Source organism: Moorena sp. SIO3A2 (genome assembly GCF_010672265.1).
In the GTDB taxonomy this organism is placed as follows: Bacteria; Cyanobacteriota; Cyanobacteriia; order Cyanobacteriales; family Coleofasciculaceae; genus Moorena; species Moorena producens.
Genome location: NZ_JAAHHC010000019.1, coordinates 77,939 through 95,386, shown reverse-complemented (window position 1 = coordinate 95,386; position 17,448 = coordinate 77,939). Strand labels below are relative to the sequence as shown.

The window sequence follows — 17,448 nt, the reverse complement described above, 5'->3', positions numbered from 1 at the left end:
ATCAGCGTGTCGCGTATCAGCTTATGGGTTAGGTCACAGCGTCGAAGCCTGTGCCACGCTACTGTTCGCGCAGCGTGCGCGTAGCGCAATCGGTGCTTTTGAATAGAATAAGCTGACCGCTGACCACTGAATGCTTACAAAGTACCTAATAGCTAATAGCTTATCAACGGGACTGGCCGGATTCGAACCGGCGACCTAGCGCTTCAGATTGGTGTGAGTTTCCCCACTCTCTGGACTATACCTTCACCCTAGGTTAATACCTCTTAAGGTTAATACCCCTTAGGTGGTGGCCGTCTAGTCTCTCCACCTTCCTGCATTTAACCTCGACGATGACTCGCACACAGATTCAGGCTTGGCTCGGTATTGCCTTAGAGTACTGAATAAGCTAAATACCCCTTAGGTTTCACCGAATTTGACCACATTCACTCACGGAATTTCTTCCATGGTGCCCGATTTTTCAGGAGGCGCTTGCTCTATCCAGCTGAGCCACAGCCCCAATCGCCATATAACCGTATATTATCACAAAAGCTGTTGATTAAGCATCTATAGTGATACCCAATCAGCGTTTCACACCCCCGTTAACCCAACTGGTAACAGGGAATGGGTCATCGAACCCAATTTTTACGCAGTTTGTTGGTTGACGCTCTTGCCAAGAAAAGTGGGAACTATAGAACTAATCCCGATTAGCTCCCATATTGGGGAAGAGTATGTTCCGGTCATGGCTAATATTCACCTAATTAATAACTAATTAATAATTAATTAATAACTAAGATGACAGAAATTTATGGGAGCCCAAGAAAATTTGCTGGTAGTTATTGGACATAGATGATGAGCAAGCTAGGTAAGCTTCCCAAATCTAGTCACTATACTATCTGGTTAGGATTACTAACCTTTTTGATAGTGACTATGGTAGTTCCTGCTGTAGCCTATCCTGATCATTCGGTACTGGGGAGTAGAGCAAAGGTCGGTGGAAACCAGCAACTCGTTAGTGCTATTTCTAATCCCCAAACCTTTGTGCTAGAACCCACCAAGCATGGTTCAGAGTTGCTAGAGCAAGGCAGAACTCTCTATGAAGCCGGACGATTTGCTGAGGCGGCTGCTGTCTGGCAACAGGCAGCTGTTGGTTTTGAGCAACAAGGTGATGAAGTGGGACAAGCTTTGAGCTTGAGCTATCTCTCCTTAGCTGACCAACGATTGGGAAAATGGCAGCAAGCCCAGAGTGCTATTGACCAAAGTTTGAAGATTTTGCAGGGTATACAACTTAGGGAAAAAGGGTCGATTTTGGCTCAAGCGCTGACTATTCAGGGCAGTCTCAGAAATGCGATGGGACAAACGGAATCTGCTCTGGAAAGTTGGCAAAACTCAGAAGCTACGTATCAATCTCTAGGGGATGAGGTTGGCATCTTGGGTAGCCAGATTAACCAGGCTCAAGCCCTACAAACTATGGGCTTCTACAGGCGATCGCGAAAACTCTTAGAAGCTGTCAATGAAAAGCTCCAAGCTCAAGATGATTCCCTGCTTAAAGTCAAGGGATTGCGGAGTTTGGGAGTGGCTTTGCAAGTAGTGGGAGATGTACACGAATCCAGGGAAGTTTTAGAGCAAAGTTTGGAAATCGCCCAGAAGTTAGATTCTGCCACGGATACCAGTCACATTCTTTTCAGCTTGGGAAATACTTCCAGAAACTTACAAGAGCCGGAAACCGCCTTGAAGTATTACCAACAAGTGGTCACAAAAGCAACTAGCCCACAAATTCAAACTGAAGCACAACTCAACCAACTCAGCCTTTATATAGAACTAGACCAGCACAAGAAAGCGATCGCACTATTGCCTGCCATTGAATCTAATCTAGCTCAGCAGCCCCCCAGTCGAACCACAGTCTATGCTGCGGTCAACTTTGCTGAGAGCTTGTCAAAGTTGGCAGCTGCTTCAACTAGACAGTCACAAGGGGTGCCTATACCTATCCAAAAAGCCGCAAAAATTCTGGCACGAGCAGTGCAACAAGCCATGGAATTGGGGGATCCAACAGCTCAAGCTTATGCCATGACTCAGTTAGGTTCATTGTATGAACAAACCCAGCAGTGGTCCGAGGCTTTGAGGTTAACAGAGAATGCTCTACAGATTGCCCAAGGTAATCATGCCTCAGATATTGCCGCTCGTGCAGCTTGGCAACTGGGGAGGCTGCACAAACAGCAGGGGGATATCAACGAAGCGATCGCAGCTTACGATTCAGCGGTCAAAACTCTCCAGTCACTGCGCTCAGACTTAGTCGCTATCAATCGAGATGTCCAATTTTCTTTCACTGAAACTGTCGAACCGATCTATCGAGAGCTAGTTGAATTACTACTGCAACCTTCTGTCACCACCCCTGAGCCAGGAGGGGTATCCCAGGCAAAAGGCTCAGCAGAAATTAGTCAAGACCACCTGAAAAAGGCGATGCAAGTTATTGAATCGCTGCAATTAGCTGAATTAGAGAACTTTTTCCAGGAAGCCTGTTTAAAAGGTCAACCGAGGCAGATTGACCAAATTGACCAGAAAGCGGCAGTTATTTATCCTATTATTTTGCCAGAACGGTTAGAGGTGATTGTTTCTGTGCCAGGACAAGCCCTCCGTCACTACCAAACTTATATACCTCAAGCAGAGCTGGAGCAGTTCTTCCGACGGATGCGACAATCTTTGAATAGAGCTTTTTCTGAGCGAGCACGTCTCAAGCTCTATCAGCAAGGTTATGATTGGCTGATTAGACCTGCAGAATCTGAGTTAGAAGACCACGGCATCACCACTCTAGTATTTGTGCTAGATGGTTCTTTGCGGAATTTACCCATGTCCGCTCTCTATGATGGTCAACAGTATTTGATCGAGAAATATAGCATAGCTCTAAGTCCAGGATTGCAGCTTTTAGATCCACGCTCCCTTGAATCAAACCAGATCCAAGCTATAACTGCTGGGCTGAGTGAGGGTCGCCAAGGTTTTAAGCCGTTGCCAGCAGTAAAGCGAGAATTAGAACAGATTTCCTCAAAAATTTCCACAACAGTGCTTTTGAATCAGGAGTTTACTGATAGCAACCTCCAAAACGCTGTTGATGCACAACCTTTCCCAGTATTACATCTGGCAACCCACGGTCAGTTTAGTAGTACTGCCGATGAGACGTTTGTTTTAGCCTGGAACGATCGAATTAATGTCCGGCAATTCAATTCACTACTGCGCTCAAGAGAAAGACAAGACACTAATCCCATTGAATTATTGGTACTCAGTGCTTGCCAAACTGCTAGAGGGGATAATCGTGCTGTCTTGGGGTTAGCTGGAGTAGCAGTACGTTCGGGAGCACGGAGCACCTTAGCTACCCTATGGGCAGTAAGGGATGAATCTACTGCTCAGCTGATGGCTGAATTTTACAAGTATCTGGCTCAAGCAGGTGTAACTAAAGCTGAAGCATTGCGCCGTGCTCAGTTAGCGCTATTGAAAGGGGAATATAACCATCCTGTCTACTGGGCTCCCTTTGTGTTAGTGGGAAATTGGTTGTAATTGCTCTATAGCAGAAGTCAAAAGTCAGAAGTCAGAAGTCAGAAGTCAAACTCTTGCGCTTACAAAGGGTGTGAGACTTTTGTCATGTCCTAACTGCCCTGGCGACTGCTCTATCTCTAATCGAAGGACTTTTCAAACACATTCTTAGAGGACAATTGGGCATCAAACATACTAGAAATAAAACATAAAACAAACATGAACGCAAACATTAGGCGTTTATATTGAAAGTTCTAGCAACCCTCAAAATAAAAATTAGAAAGCGGTAAATAATCTGCTCTGCTTTCTGTGCCCAGCATGATCATAAAGAAAGTCCTGCAGCAATAGGAAATATTTTATGAAATCAAACAAATTAGCCGTGAGATTACCACTTTGTTTTACTTTACTATTCCTAGGAATGAATCTCATCCACAGTTTGCCAACTCAGGCGATCGGATTCAGAAATACGCAGAATCCAAGACCGGAGAGAGCAAGGGGAGGAGCTTCCCGGGGTGAAGATATTTGTTTCTCTGATGCTAAAACCACCACTTCATCAGTCACACCGCTGATGCCAGCCACTAATTTGGGCTTAACGGTAGCAGAACGTCCAACTTTGCTGGTATATGTTCCTCAGACTTCAGCTCAAGAAGCTTTTTTAAGTTTCGAGGATGAACAGCGAAACCATCATTACCAGTCCTTTATACGTCTGCCTAATCAGCCAGGTGTAATGGCGGTTCAATTACCACCTGAGGCTCCACCACTAAAGGTCGGTAAGAATTACCAGTGGTCTTTGGTGATGATTTGTGGGGAGTATTTAGAACCAGATAGTCCTGAGGTAACTGGATGGATTCGTCGAGTTGAAGCCAATTCTACCTTGATGAATCAGCACACATTAAAAGCCTCACTGAAAAAAGCCTCATTGTTGGCTAAAGATGGGATTTGGGTCGATACTGTCGCTACCCTCGCTGATTTAAGGCGAGCTGAACCAAGAAATTCAGTCTATCGCTCCCATTGGGAAGAACTGTTACAATCAGTAGGACTAAATGCGATCGCTAACCAGCCGTTGCTCAATAAATAAACTATAAATCACTGAACATCAGGCCATCAACTCTTATCCTGCAATCCTTGCAAAGCAAGGATTTAACCCTATGGGGCTCAAGGGGTTAGTTAGCAGCTGATCTGTGATAAATCCAAAAAATCTCGCTTCTTAAACCCGTGGTTTTAAACCAGGGGTTTAACATGGGGCTTAAAACAACTTACGGAATTGATTCCGTCCTATCCTGTCAATAGCTGAACTAAGAAACTCAATCAAGTATATAGCAATTATTCTTTGGGTGAGGTACAAATTATTCGGTTTTAGGGAGCAGGGAGCAGGGACTTCGGAGCAGATAACGGAGCAGATAACAGGTAAGTCGGAAGAGGGAAGAGGTAAAAAATTCTGTGTACCTCATAGCTATGATAATTGCTATAGTTGAGTCAGTTAGCAATTACCCATTACCAATTAGCCTCAATCATTCCATAATTGGGCAACGTCAATTTTTATCCCTTTTTTGCTTTTTTTCTCAAGACTGTTACTTAGTCAGGATTTACTGGGAACTCTGTAGGTAAGTTATCGACGGGTTAGTGACTCACCACAAAAGCAGTTCTACCGGTCGATGCTATTCCTGGAATCCTGCCAACCAATAGAAGCGCCTATAGGCTTCTCACCAAGGTTGGTAGAGAACAAACCTGACCTAGATTAGAGATTGACTAAGGGGAATGTGGCTTCACTTTAAAGAGCGTTTGAAGCAATGGCGCTTTGTATTTATAATAGCTCCAGTTGTGGCTGCACTAGTCACTGTTTTGGATACGGCAGGATGGTTCCAGCTACTGGAGTGGGCTACCCTGGATCAATTTTTTCGCCTGCGTCCGGTTGAAGACATTGATAATCGCATTGTGATTATCACCATAGATGAATCGGATCTGACTCAACTGGGAGGATGGCCGATTTCTGATGCTGTTTTAGCTGAGTTAATCACAAAAATTAAAGCATACCGGCCTCAAGGTATTGGTCTGGATATTTATCGCGATTTTCCAGTGGAACCTGGTTATCAGGAGTTCGTTGAGGTGATGAAGTCCACACCCAACTTGATTGGAGTGAAGTCCCTCGTGAGGGATAAAAGAGTTGCCCCACCTCCGACCTTAGCACAACGAGATCAAGTTGCTCTAGCAGATTTGGTGCTAGATGGGGATGGTAAAGTAAGGCGAAGCTTGATATCAGCAGCAGATGAATCCGGTAAGGATATACCTACTTTAGGGGTTAGATTGAGCTTGATGTATCTTCAAGCCAAAGGAATCAATCTCAAAAAAATCGATGGGAGGCGCGAGTATTACCAATTAGGTCAAGCAAGATTTTTCAATCTAACCGAGAAAAATGCTGGTTATCAAGGTGCAGATCTTGGAGGCTACCAAATATTGTTGAATTACCGTGGCACCCAGGAGCGCTTCAATACAGTTTCAATCAGTGATGTTCTGAGCAATAGAATTTCGCCGGAGCAGTTGTACAATCGCATTGTTTTGATTGGTATGACTGCACCGAGCCTTAACGACATTTTTCCGACGCCCTATGATAGCAGTCTCAGCTCTATCGTTCAGGAAATGCCTGGTGTTGTTATTCATGCCAATATCGCCAGCCAGATGTTGAGTGCAGCACTTGATGGACGACTTCTGCTGCGAGTATGGTATGTTAACGCACAGGGGCTGTGGATTTTTTGCTGTTCGTTGATCGGAGCCGTAGGAAGTTGGGTATTACCAGAGACTAACTGGTTAAGAAAACATCTCCTGAGCAAATTAATTCTGAGTATTTTGATGACAGGGGGCATGATTGTCGGTGGTAGCTATTTAGTCTTTCTAACAGGTTGGTGGATTCCTGTAATTTCCCCATTAATAGCTCTATGTTTATCGGCGATTTTAGGAACTAATACCCAGAATCAATGGCAATTGAAACAAGCTAACCAGCAATTGCAAGATTATTCTCGCACTCTGGAGGTCAAAGTTAAGGAGCGCACTCAAGAATTAGAAACAGCCAAAGTAGCTGCTGATGTTGCTAACCAGGCAAAAAGCGAATTTTTGGCTAACATGAGCCATGAACTGCGCACTCCCCTCAATGGCATTCTGGGATACGCTCAAATCCTCAAACGCTCTTCAAATATAAGTAAATCAGACCTGGATGGCATCGGTATTATTCACCAGTGTGGCTCCCATTTACTTACTTTAATCAATGATATTTTAGACCTATCGAAAATTGAAGCTCGGAAACTAGAGCTGCACAAAAGTGATATTCATTTTACTTCATTCTTGATGGGCGTGGTAGAAATTTGTCGGATTCGTGCCCAGCAAAAAGGTATATCGTTTATTTACCATGCCGAGCCTCAGCTGCCAGTGGGTATTTATGGGGATGAAAAACGCCTGCGGCAAGTTTTAATTAATTTACTGGGTAATGGGATTAAGTTTACTGATACTGGAAGTGTGACCTTTCAAGTAAGTTTAATCGGTTCATCGTTGAATGGTGACCCTTCCCACACAATCAGGTTTCAAATTGAAGATACTGGTGTCGGGATGACTCCAGAACAATTGAAAAAGATTTTTTTGCCGTTTGAGCAGGTAGGAGATACTAAAAAACAATCAGAAGGCACTGGCTTGGGATTGGCAATTAGTATGAAGCTTATTTCCCTAATGGGGAGTGAAATCAAAGTGGAAAGTACCTTAGGTGAGGGAAGTAGGTTTTGGCTAGATTTGGAACTAGCAACCACTACCGAATCGCCCCAGCAAGAAACAGTCGTAGACAGCAGCAATATTGTTGGCATTAAAGGGAAACGTCCAACCATACTAATAGTGGATGATCATCTCAACAATCGCTCGTTACTCATTAACCTACTAGAGTCGATTGGATTTCGTTGTTTTGAAGCAAGTAATGGTCAAGAAGGTTATCAGCAAGCAACAGAAATTAAGCCCGATTTAATTTTGACAGACATTGTGATGCCAATTATGGATGGATTGGAAATGATCGGTGCTATTAGGAAATCACAGCAATTGCCAAATGTAGTGATTATGGTTGTATCTGCTAGTGCCTTTGAAACTGACATAACAAACAGTATAAAGACTGGAGCTGATGCATTTTTATCTAAGCCAATTAACATGGATTATCTTTTTAATCAGTTACAAAAATATTTAAAAATTAATTGGATTTATGAACATAATAACAACCTAGAAAGTATAACTTCAGAAAATCTATCACTGGAGACAGGTGAAATTTTTGCTCCACCAGCTGAGGTAATTGATCAGCTATTTGAATTGGCCAAAAGAGGCAATATCCATGGCATAGATAAAACCTTGGTTGAACTGGAACAGAGCGATAAAAAATATCGGCATTTTGCCAAGGAGTTAAGGCAATTAGCAACTAGCTTTCAGGTTAAGCAAATTCGGGAATTTATAAAATCGTTCAGGGGGTAAATCCATGACTATCACTAAAGTTGATCAAGCCACTATCTTGATCGTTGATGACAATCCCACGAATTTGAAAGTGTTGTCGGAAGCGATCGCAAATTCGGGATGGGAAATATTGGTAGCAACTGATGGTGAAACGGCTATCGATCAGAGCGAATATGCAACACCAGATCTAATTTTGTTAGATGTAATCATGCCGGTAATGGATGGTTTTGAAACCTGCCGCCGACTGAAATCTAATCCGGCAACTAATGAAATACCAGTGATTTTTATGACTGCTCTGAATGACACGGTTGATAAGATCAAAGGTTTGTCCCTGGGGGCTGTAGATTACATCACCAAGCCGTTTCAGACTGAAGAAGTGTTAGCCCGTCTCAAGGTGCATTTACAACTGCATTTCCTGACCAAACAACTAGAAGACCAAAATTTGTACTTAGAGGAGCGGGTAGCGGAACGCACTGCTGATCTACAACAGGCAAACCAGCAACTGCGAGAATTAGAAGCTCAGCTACGCAAAGCTCTAGCCCAAGAACAAGAATTCAATCATCTTAAATCTCGGATGATCATAGCCATTTCCCATGAGTACCGCACGCCCTTGACCAGCATTCTCTCCAGTTCTGAACTGCTGGAAGCTTACTGCCATCGATGGGATAAATCTAAACAAAGCCAACATTTTCAACGGATCCGAGCAGCTGTTCAACGGATAACGGACTTAATGGGTAATGTGATGTTCCTGAATAAGGCAGAATTTGAACAACTGGAGTTTCAGCCTACTCCTTTGGATTTAGGGGTATTTGTGCGTGATCTAGTGGATGACATGCAACAGCACTATGGTGATAAACATCACCTGATTTTAAACATTGATCAAGACTGTGGGCGACCGTTGTTTGATTCTAAGCTGCTACTGCAAATCCTTACCCATCTGATTGACAATGCCATCAAGTATTCCCCTAATGGAGGCAAGGTTTTGATCAAGTTTACCTGTCAAAATAACCAAGTTATTTTTGAGGTGAGTGATGACGGGATTGGCATTCCTAGGAAAGAGCAACATAATCTATTTAATGCTTTTCATCGAGGCTCGAATGTAGAAAATATTTCTGGTACTGGACTGGGGTTAGCCATTGTCAAAAAATGTGTCGATATTCATGGTGGGACAATTAGTCTAAACAGTGATGTTAGCGTTGGCACTACTTTTACGGTAATGCTGCCTCGTAGAGTATTAGATGCGGATCAACTGCTCAAGGTAACTGGAAAGTCCATTCCTGATTACCAATCTGGATCACATTTCCTGCACTAAGCCAAAAGGGTTGATGGGAACTAAGCCGCTGTTGGTCCACAAAAGTACCATTGGAACTACCCACATCAATGATTTGGTAGCGCACTTTGTCCTGAGGCTCTGGAATTTGGAGAATTTGGGCATGGTTGCGAGAACACATCGCATCTTCTAACACTAGGGTGTTCGTGGGTTCTCTGCCAATGGTGAAAGGATTAGCAGACAAAACAATCATGGCACCGGATGAACGGTTTACTAAACGCCCCTTGCTTGCTGGGGTAGGATTGGAAAAAAGTACGGTTGGGGCAAGTACTGGTTGATCGCGAATGGGCAGACTGGGTGTGGCGGCTGATTCGTCTGGAATTGTAGCCCTAGGTACTTCCTGATTGACAATGGAGTGTTTAGAGTTAGCTTCTCCACCAGGGAGGATATTGACTTGCTGGATTGGTGGTGGGGAGAGTTCTGGGCGACCAGCATTGGCAATCTGCATTTTTAGGACGGCTTCATGTTCTGCTTCCTGTCGAGCACTCATCCCTTCGACTTGACGAATTATCCCCCGTGTGTTAGGAAAGCTGATGTCACTGACTCGCACATCTTCGATGGAAAAGCCTACGGTATAGTAAACGTCAACATGGTCGAGAATGTATTGTCGGACTTCTACTCGTCCCTGATTGGTTAACTGTTCCATCCTTAGGTGACTAATTGCTACTCCTAAACTATCTTTAACGGCACTAGTTAGGGCAGCAATGGGGTCAGATATTTCTAGGGCAACTCGTTTGGCATCTACCACTTGATACATTACATTCAAAGAGACATTGACAAGATACTGATCCCGGGATAGAAAGTCTCCTTGGGAGGTAATGGGCAAGTGCCGGAGTTTGCTGTCTACTAGGAGCAGTTCACATTTTTCTAGCCAGGGTAGGGCGAAGCTGACATGACGCCCTGGCTTCCATACCCGCACACACCGACCATTTTTGACAAATAAAGCAATATAGCCTGCCCCGATAAAGTCCATGCTCCATCCTGCCCAACGGTCTGGGGTCAGGGTTTGAATCAGTGGGGGTGAGTTACCAGACATTAGATTTTGTTTAGAAGAGTGATGGGAGTAGTGCTTTTTTTAGCATTCCGCCGACAGGATAGTCCGATGGAATGCTGCCTGATCAATAGCTAGATGAATGTGGGACAGGGATTTACTGAAACTGACTGAATCAATTATAACGGTTTGTACTTGAGTACAATATATCGGGTTGTTTAGAAGGGGGAAGTGTGGGGAGATGGGGAGATGGGGAGATGGGGAGATGGGGAGAGGTTGGAGGGTTCCTAGCACAAACCATTTTTGCGATCGCGTAGCGGCTCGTACCGAGCATCGCGTAGCGTGACCTAAGGTCAATCGCACTTTTAGAATTTGTTCATTCTTCATTCTTCATTCTTCAGATGTAGATGTAGGGTGGGCAGTGGGTACCAAAAGGATTGTCAGGGTTTGAATTGGTATTAGGCACTGCCCACCTGACCAGTAATCTTATTAAAAATCTAGAGAAGATGTAGATGTAGGGTGGGCAGTGCTTAAACCGATTACAAGCTGATCTTATCGGTCTTAGGCACTGCCCACCCTAGGATTATTTTTATCTATTTTTTAGTGAATTTGATCTTGGTGGGCAGTGCATAACCAACGGATTACACGCTGATAGTATCGGTATAAAACAATGCCCAACCTACGATTAGGGTTATCAAAAATATAGACAATTAACTCCTAGTTTATACTTAATTTAATGTCGGTGGGCAGTGGCTAAATAACCGATTACAAGCTAATTTTATCCCTCTCAAGCACTGCCCACCCTACGATTAATCTCTATTGCAAATTCCCGATTCCCGATTCCCGATTCCCGATTCCCGATTCCCGATTCTATTGTTTAGTTAATTTAATGTCGTTGGGCAGTGCCTAAACCGATTACAAGCTAATTTTATCCCTCTCAAGCACTGCCCACCCTACGATTAATCTCTATTGCAAATTCCCGATTCTATTTTTTAGTTAATTTAATGTCGGTGGGCAGTGCCTAAACCGATTACAAGCTAATTTTATCCCTCTCAAGCACTGCCCACCCTACGATTAATCTCTATTGCATATTCCCGATTCCCGATGCCCGATTCCCGATTCTATTTTCTACTTAATTTAATGTCGGTGGGCAGTGCCTAAACCGATTACAAGCTAATTTTATCCCTCTCAAGCACTGCCCACCCTACGATTAATCTCTATTGCAAATTCCCGATTCTATTTTTTAGTTAATTTAATGTCGGTGGGCAGTGCCTAAACCGATTACAAGCTAATTTTATCCCTCTCAAGCACTGCCCACCCTACGATTAATCTCTATTGCAAATTCCCGATTCCCGATTCCCGATTCCCGATTCCCGATTCCCGATTCCCGATTCCCGATTCCCGATTTCTTAATAAAAAAAAATTTCTAAACCCCTTGACACTGGCTTAATTTATTGATAAATTAATAATGTACAAAAACTCCATTGATAATTTCAGATGAGTAACAATTTTCCTCCTTCTGACAACCAAGGTTCTAAACCCAAGAAAGCCAAGCTCTTATTGGTGGGTTCTCCTGAAAAGGTTCGCAATACAATTAATGCCATTTATTCCCTTAAGTATGCGGAGCCAGACGAGTGGAGCACTCCGGAGCCTACCGGAAAGCCTGGTGAGGTTATGACCTTTTTGATTCGATATTTTTACGTAGATTAAGATAGGATATTGCCAGGGTTGCCCCCTGGCAAATCAGGAATTGTGAAGGATGTTTTTTGGAGGAAAATTAAGCGGCATGAAGCAGAATGAGTTGGGATGTTCTTGCTTTCCAGCAGTTGCTGAGTAACTCGGGAATCATGCCGTAGTTGATCTGAAATTATCGATAGTTGAGTGCAGCTCAGCTGTATTTGTGGAACGTTAAAGTACAGAATTCGGTCAAGGATTGGGGTTAACCCAAACTTGACCGATTTTTTTTTAGGGAGTCGGGAGTGTGGGGAGATAGGGAGATAGGGAGATAGGGAGATAGGGAGTAGGGAAAAAATCCTGTGTACCTAATTAATATGAGAAACGCTATTATTTCCCGGATTGGTCAAACCGCTGTCTGATATTGGCGCGAATATCTTCCCAATCCTGGGCTGTCATCGGTGTTGGATCTCCGCTACTTAGTCCTTTGAGAATTTCCATTTCTAGGGCGTATCTAGTTTTCTGCTTTTGGTCAGCTCGAATTAGCTCTCGAATGTACTCGCTAGCGCTGCTATAACCCCCTACGGCTACCTGAGCTTGAATAAACTCTTTCATTTCCGAGGGCAGGGCAATGTTCATTGTGTCCATTGGGATACTTAGTTGCTTACTGCTTGTTTATAGCTACATTGTCAATAATTGCCAATGGATTGTCAATGTAGAGACTGGCTCCCCACTCAATCCAACTCCAACGCCTATGTTAACGGTTGTTATTACTTAGCCTGTGCCCTGGCCTGACTGGGTGACAAGCTTCCCGAAACCGATGTGGGCGCACCTGTTTAACTATCAGTAATGGGTTCCCGTAGCGGCTCAATGGGCACGCATCCCTTTCTCAACCAACACACTGCAACAGCTACACGTTAGGTGAGAAAAGAGTTTTGGGCTTTGCAATGGCTTGAATGGGGTGAGTCGAGAGAAAAAAATTGCTGCTAACTCGAAAAATTCCAAAATTGGGTTTTGAGATCGTCTTAAGAGTGTAGAGACTGAGGACAGAAACTCAAATTTTGTCCAAAGTCTAAAATTAATAAATGGAGAAAGAAATGATGAATTCGTCATTCCAGTCTGTGAATTACCCTGATCGGTATATTCGCCACAAGGGTTTCATGTTCTACATTGAACCTATTCGATCTGAGCTAGACCAACAAGACGCGAGCTTTGTATTAGTCCCGGGGCTAGATAACGAAGCTTATTTCTCTTTTAGGTCTGTTAATTATCCCGATCACTTTTTGAGACATCAAAATTACGAAATCAAACTACATACATCGGATGGAAGCGATCTTTTCAGAAAAGATGCAACTTTCAAAATCGTACCAGGATTGTATGGAAATGGAGGCTTCTCTTTTGAGTCAATTAACTATCCTGGTTATTACATAAGGCATCAAAATTATCAATTGTACCTTCATCAATCAGATGGCAGTGAACTCTTTAAGAGAGATACCACCTTTAGTATAGTCAAAGGTTTTATTCAGTGAAGCAAAGCTGTAATAATTAGACTCGACAAACAGGTGGGTAAACCCTGACGGGGTTGTCACCCCGTGAGCTGAGACCCCTATTACAAAAAGCACCCTTAGGGGTACAGGATAAACCCATCTAAATTAGAGCGATCGCTACAAGATAGGCGATCGCTTTTTTTGCTGACTGCTTTTTATAATTGAGCGATCGCGTAGCGGCTATCGCGTAGCGGCTGACGAGCATCCCTTTCTCAACCAACACACTGAAACGACTACAAGTTAGCTTACAAAAGGGTTTTGAGTTTTGAAGTGGGTTTAAATGGGGTGAGTCGAGAAAAAAAATTGGTGCTAACTCGAAAAATTCCAAAATTGGGTTTTGAGATCGTCTTAAGGGTGTAAGGACAGAGGACAGAAATTAGCATTTTGTCCAAACTCCAACAAAAACCAATAACTCAATTTGGAGACTAATCAAATGACTTATTCTGTTGACTTTAAGAACCAAACAGATCGCACTTGGACTATGGTAGTATTTCAAGAAATACCCGACTCAATAGGGTTAGACAGTGTAGCTTGGAAAAAAACTACAGTGCCGCGAAGTGGAGAATCTGGAGTTGATTGGGATATTGAATATATTGTTGCTCTCGCTAATTACAAACAAACCGGAGGAGTAGGTGTTTATAAAGCATCCCAAAAGTTAAATAATATCTCATTAGGAAGTAAGTGGAAGGTTGTTTTTAAGGATGGTGTTCAGCAGCTTGAACCGGATGGGGATGCAGAAAAACCAGAGTTAATTGTAATTAACAATGAGTCAAACCAATTAGCTGATGTTGGTATAGGAATGTCAGGGGATGCATCTGTTTACAAGCGAGACGTTTATAGTGGTAGTGGTGGTCAGTTTAAGGTAACTCCCACGTATTATGTAGGTATATTTAACGACTTGGTCTTAGGAACAGTGATATCCAGTAATGTAATAGTAGGTCCATTGAAAGTTCAATTTCCATCTGGAATGAATAAAGCTGTTTTGACTGCCACACTTGATGGTTCCACGCTTAAGCTAGCCCTTACTTATCAGAACGCTTTGGTTGCTAACTATGAACAAGTTCAAACACTTTCCCGATCAATTGGTTCTGAGTTCAATGAAGTCTTGGACGATAGTGAAGTTCAAAAAGGTATTCCTGGACTAGACATTAACTATACGTTTGCTGCCACGTTATTTTTTGGTGCTTTAACAGTAGCAAAATGGGCGTATAGCCACCAAAATTTGATTGCTAATGCAGCAGGGGTTGTCATTGACAATTTTTCTAGTTTTGATCGCGCTGCATGTACATTTAAAGTTGTAGGCCAATCAGCGTTAGCCTGTGCTACTGCAATGGATGCAATTGTTAAAGCAATTGAAGACAATGCACCGACATCATTACTACAGGCAGAGAAGTGTGCGTCTTTGGACTCCTCAAGTGTCTCTTACACAGATTTAAGCTGTTATACATCGGCCTCAAGGGAAGCTGTTACCAAGTTCCAAAGCTGCTGAAAGCATTGCTATGAATAGCTTTTAGGCTTATGTTCAAAGTTTGAATCAAAACTTAACAAAGTTCCTAACCCCTCTTTCAAGCTTGGGAGAGGGAGCTAGGGATTCATAGCTGTTATCACCATCAAAAAAGCCATATCAAAGAGATCAAACAGGAGAAATTATGCTAAATGAAGTTCCTATTGGTACAGTCTGCCCATTTGCTGGGCAAATCCATCCCGTCACTGGCGATGCGAACAATATTTTCCCTTCATCGGGTTGCTCAAGCCAAGATGCACAAGCCGGTAGCTTGAATGCCGACATCCCCATCATCTACCCTGAAGCATCAGGTTGGATGTTGTGTGATGGTCGCTACCTTGAGATAGATGCCTACCCTGAACTATTTGCAGTTATCGGAACACTTTATGGAACACAAGGGAACGATAAATTTAGACTCCCTGATTACCGTGGACTATTTATGAGAGGAGTTGATGCTGGCTCTGGATTAGATCCAGAAGCTGCTGAACGAATTGGTCCAGACGGCAGTGGTAAAAGTAGCGGTATCGGCTCACTTCAGTGTGATGCTTTTCAAGAACATCAACACAACTACAACACCCTAAGACTGTCGGCACAAGCACAACAAGGCCCTGTTGTTGTAGGTGGTATACCATCCGAGATGAAGCAGACAAACGATCCTCCCAATAACCCTGCTCGCATCAGTATGTACGAAACTCGACCCAAAAATATTTCGGTTAACTACATCATCAAGTATAGGTAGTACGTTTTCAGCTCTTGTAGTTTGGTTTGAGGCAACGAAAGGATTTTAGAAACCTATTGAAAAGGAAGAATACTATGACAAACAAAACATTTCACATTTCTGGTCGTATAATTGGACATAAAACTCGTCAGGGGGTTGCTGGTTTACGTGTCGAAGCATGGGATAAGGATCTCATAATTGACGATCTACTTGGCAGTGCAATGACCAAAGCTGATGGTACTTTTCAACTGTCGTTCGATAAGTCCTACTTCCGAGAATTATTTTCAGACAGACAACCCGATCTATACTTCAATATTTACAACCAAGAAGAGCTTATTAAAAGCACTGAAGATTCGGTGCTATGGAATGTAAAGGAACAAGAGAGTGAAGTTTTGATTGAAGTGGATGCAGTGCCTTACCCTGTCACAGATACTCCCACTGGAGGACAAGTCGTAACTCCAGGAAAACCCCCGGCGTTAGCTGCCAATAATTCCATCAGCAGCTTGATTCAGAGCCACTTGTTTCTGTCAAAGGCTCATGCTAATTTAGTTGCTTTGGCAAAACGCAGCACCGGCAATTTTACCCCATATCAACAATTGAAGTTATCGATTGTCAATAGTACGGTTCAGTACAAGGATGAGGATATTTATTTCGGTATCATTGGACAACAATCAGGCAAATGGGGATTCATCGATACTAACGGTAATTGGCAAAAAGCTCCCCCAATGGATCAGAAAGTAGATGTTCCATTTTTTAACCTCGCTTCTCAAGCCTCAATTACCTTCTCTCCACCCTTTATTTCTGGTCGATGCTGGCTCTCGATTGGTAAACCTTTAACTGTTCCTATTTGGGATGATGGCTTTGTAGGTCCAGCATTTAACGTAGCAACAGATCCCAATTATAATATCATTTTTGATAAATTTGAATTTACCTACACTCCAGACAATATAATTTATTGTAATACGACTTGCGTGGATTTCTTCGGGCTGCCAATTACTGCCAAACTAATAGGCAATAAGACCCAGAGTGTAGGGTTCTCGGTGTCGAGGAGTAAAGTATTTTCTGAATTTCAAGCAAATGCTACCTTTAAATCACTGATTCGCACTGCTGATAATAAACAGTTAAGAATCCTAGCACCGCAAAAAGATTCCACATTTGATTCAACCTACTTTGATCCTTATATTGACCAATGTTGGAAATATTATAAAACCAATGAATTAACGCTGCAAGCATTACCGTACAATGGTGCGACCTATATTTCAACGGGAAGTGTTGATGAAAATAACGTCTTTAACTTTGTCACAACGCCAGGTAATACCAAACATACAATTAAAAAACCAACCTCTGATAATGTCTTTGGTTGTGATGGTGTTTTTAACCCGACTGGTAGCGATTTATATCAAATCATTGATGGAGATATTAAAAATCAAGTGTCATCAGCATTGAATCGAACAATTTTGCTGAATAGTGATTCATCAACTTGGTGTGATCCATCTACATATTATCTCAATTCAATCACCAATTACTATGCCAAAATTTTGCACGAATTGAGTATTAATGGAAAGTGTTATGCTTTTTCCTATGATGATAGGTGTGACCAAAGTAGCACTCTCGTTGATACTTCACCAACAGAAATTGTCCTTACATTAACGGCATTCAATGAATAATTTTTCAAGACAATTACAACTTCGCTAATCTGAAGTTGACGAAGCACTA

13 protein-coding genes are annotated in these 17,448 nt (G+C 42.8%); 9 read left to right on the top strand and 4 right to left on the bottom strand.

The window, feature by feature from the left end:
• Positions 1-828: 828 nt before the first annotated feature.
• The 4 genes from F6K64_RS21545 (at position 829) to F6K64_RS21530 (ending at position 9,280) form a co-directional block, all read left to right on the top strand.
• The gene (locus F6K64_RS21545; RefSeq protein ID WP_008177907.1) at positions 829-3,522 is read left to right on the top strand and encodes a CHAT domain-containing protein; all 2,694 of its coding nucleotides are present in this window, start codon (positions 829-831) and stop codon (positions 3,520-3,522) included.
• 334 nt (positions 3,523-3,856) lie between these two features.
• Positions 3,857-4,576: a DUF928 domain-containing protein gene (locus F6K64_RS21540; RefSeq protein ID WP_131827273.1), complete on the top strand. Its 720-nt coding sequence runs from the start codon at positions 3,857-3,859 to the stop codon at positions 4,574-4,576.
• A gap of 680 nt (positions 4,577-5,256) precedes the next feature.
• Positions 5,257-7,989 carry a CHASE2 domain-containing protein gene (locus F6K64_RS21535; protein WP_008177901.1) on the top strand — a complete coding sequence of 911 codons (2,733 nt, stop codon included), beginning with the start codon at positions 5,257-5,259 and terminating at the stop codon, positions 7,987-7,989.
• 4 nt (positions 7,990-7,993) lie between these two features.
• Positions 7,994-9,280 (top strand): ATP-binding response regulator, encoded by a 1,287-nt coding sequence (locus F6K64_RS21530; protein WP_008177898.1) that lies wholly within the window; start codon positions 7,994-7,996, stop codon positions 9,278-9,280.
• Here F6K64_RS21530 and F6K64_RS21525 read toward each other — a convergent pair.
• A complete protein-coding gene (locus tag F6K64_RS21525) occupies positions 9,222-10,334 on the bottom strand; it encodes an FHA domain-containing protein (protein ID WP_008177896.1) in 1,113 nt (370 codons plus the stop codon). The genes F6K64_RS21530 and F6K64_RS21525 overlap by 59 nt on opposite strands.
• 39 nt (positions 10,335-10,373) lie before the next feature.
• Positions 10,374-10,676 carry a hypothetical protein gene (locus F6K64_RS21520; RefSeq protein WP_287247909.1) on the bottom strand — a complete coding sequence of 101 codons (303 nt, stop codon included), beginning with the start codon at positions 10,674-10,676 and terminating at the stop codon, positions 10,374-10,376.
• Between the two features lie 1,110 nt (positions 10,677-11,786).
• Between F6K64_RS21520 and F6K64_RS21515 the strand changes: the two genes are divergently transcribed.
• The gene (locus F6K64_RS21515) at positions 11,787-11,999 is read left to right on the top strand and encodes a hypothetical protein (protein ID WP_287266298.1); all 213 of its coding nucleotides are present in this window, start codon (positions 11,787-11,789) and stop codon (positions 11,997-11,999) included.
• 354 nt (positions 12,000-12,353) lie between these two features.
• Here F6K64_RS21515 and F6K64_RS21510 read toward each other — a convergent pair whose 3' ends face one another.
• Positions 12,354-12,611, bottom strand: coding sequence for a type II toxin-antitoxin system ParD family antitoxin (locus F6K64_RS21510; protein WP_287266296.1), 258 nt, complete (start codon positions 12,609-12,611; stop codon positions 12,354-12,356).
• A gap of 437 nt (positions 12,612-13,048) precedes the next feature.
• Here F6K64_RS21510 and F6K64_RS38320 point away from each other — a divergent pair, with 437 nt between their 5' ends.
• On the top strand, positions 13,049-13,492 hold the full coding sequence (locus F6K64_RS38320; RefSeq protein ID WP_071103999.1) for an AbfB domain-containing protein: 444 nt from the start codon (positions 13,049-13,051) through the stop codon (positions 13,490-13,492).
• Positions 13,493-13,610: 118 nt separating this feature from the next.
• Here the strand turns inward: F6K64_RS38320 and F6K64_RS21505 are convergent, their stop codons facing one another.
• Positions 13,611-13,838: a hypothetical protein gene (locus F6K64_RS21505; RefSeq protein WP_287266295.1), complete on the bottom strand. Its 228-nt coding sequence runs from the start codon at positions 13,836-13,838 to the stop codon at positions 13,611-13,613.
• Positions 13,839-13,943: 105 nt separating this feature from the next.
• Here F6K64_RS21505 and F6K64_RS21500 point away from each other — a divergent pair, with 105 nt between their 5' ends.
• The 3 genes from F6K64_RS21500 (at position 13,944) to F6K64_RS21490 (ending at position 17,399) form a co-directional block, all read left to right on the top strand.
• A complete protein-coding gene (locus tag F6K64_RS21500; protein ID WP_287266292.1) occupies positions 13,944-14,999 on the top strand; it encodes a RhiA family protein in 1,056 nt (351 codons plus the stop codon).
• A gap of 160 nt (positions 15,000-15,159) precedes the next feature.
• A complete protein-coding gene (locus tag F6K64_RS21495) occupies positions 15,160-15,753 on the top strand; it encodes a phage tail protein (protein WP_287266289.1) in 594 nt (197 codons plus the stop codon).
• Between the two features lie 74 nt (positions 15,754-15,827).
• A complete protein-coding gene (locus tag F6K64_RS21490) occupies positions 15,828-17,399 on the top strand; it encodes a beta-1,3-glucanase family protein (protein ID WP_287266288.1) in 1,572 nt (523 codons plus the stop codon).
• Positions 17,400-17,448 lie beyond the last annotated feature (49 nt).

What these genes read in the sequence shown, in the direction of transcription:
- F6K64_RS21545 (WP_008177907.1), top strand. Translation starts at nt 829, where the DNA reads ATGAGCAAGCTAGGTAAGCTTCCCAAATCTAGTCACTATACTATCTGG.
- F6K64_RS21540 (WP_131827273.1), top strand. Translation starts at nt 3,857, where the DNA reads ATGAAATCAAACAAATTAGCCGTGAGATTACCACTTTGTTTTACTTTA.
- F6K64_RS21535 (WP_008177901.1), top strand. Translation starts at nt 5,257, where the DNA reads ATGTGGCTTCACTTTAAAGAGCGTTTGAAGCAATGGCGCTTTGTATTT.
- F6K64_RS21530 (WP_008177898.1), top strand. Translation starts at nt 7,994, where the DNA reads ATGACTATCACTAAAGTTGATCAAGCCACTATCTTGATCGTTGATGAC.
- F6K64_RS21525 (WP_008177896.1), bottom strand. Translation starts at nt 10,334, where the DNA reads ATGTCTGGTAACTCACCCCCACTGATTCAAACCCTGACCCCAGACCGT.
- F6K64_RS21520 (WP_287247909.1), bottom strand. Translation starts at nt 10,676, where the DNA reads ATGAAGAATGAACAAATTCTAAAAGTGCGATTGACCTTAGGTCACGCT.
- F6K64_RS21515 (WP_287266298.1), top strand. Translation starts at nt 11,787, where the DNA reads ATGAGTAACAATTTTCCTCCTTCTGACAACCAAGGTTCTAAACCCAAG.
- F6K64_RS21510 (WP_287266296.1), bottom strand. Translation starts at nt 12,611, where the DNA reads ATGGACACAATGAACATTGCCCTGCCCTCGGAAATGAAAGAGTTTATT.
- F6K64_RS38320 (WP_071103999.1), top strand. Translation starts at nt 13,049, where the DNA reads ATGGAGAAAGAAATGATGAATTCGTCATTCCAGTCTGTGAATTACCCT.
- F6K64_RS21500 (WP_287266292.1), top strand. Translation starts at nt 13,944, where the DNA reads ATGACTTATTCTGTTGACTTTAAGAACCAAACAGATCGCACTTGGACT.
- F6K64_RS21495 (WP_287266289.1), top strand. Translation starts at nt 15,160, where the DNA reads ATGCTAAATGAAGTTCCTATTGGTACAGTCTGCCCATTTGCTGGGCAA.
- F6K64_RS21490 (WP_287266288.1), top strand. Translation starts at nt 15,828, where the DNA reads ATGACAAACAAAACATTTCACATTTCTGGTCGTATAATTGGACATAAA.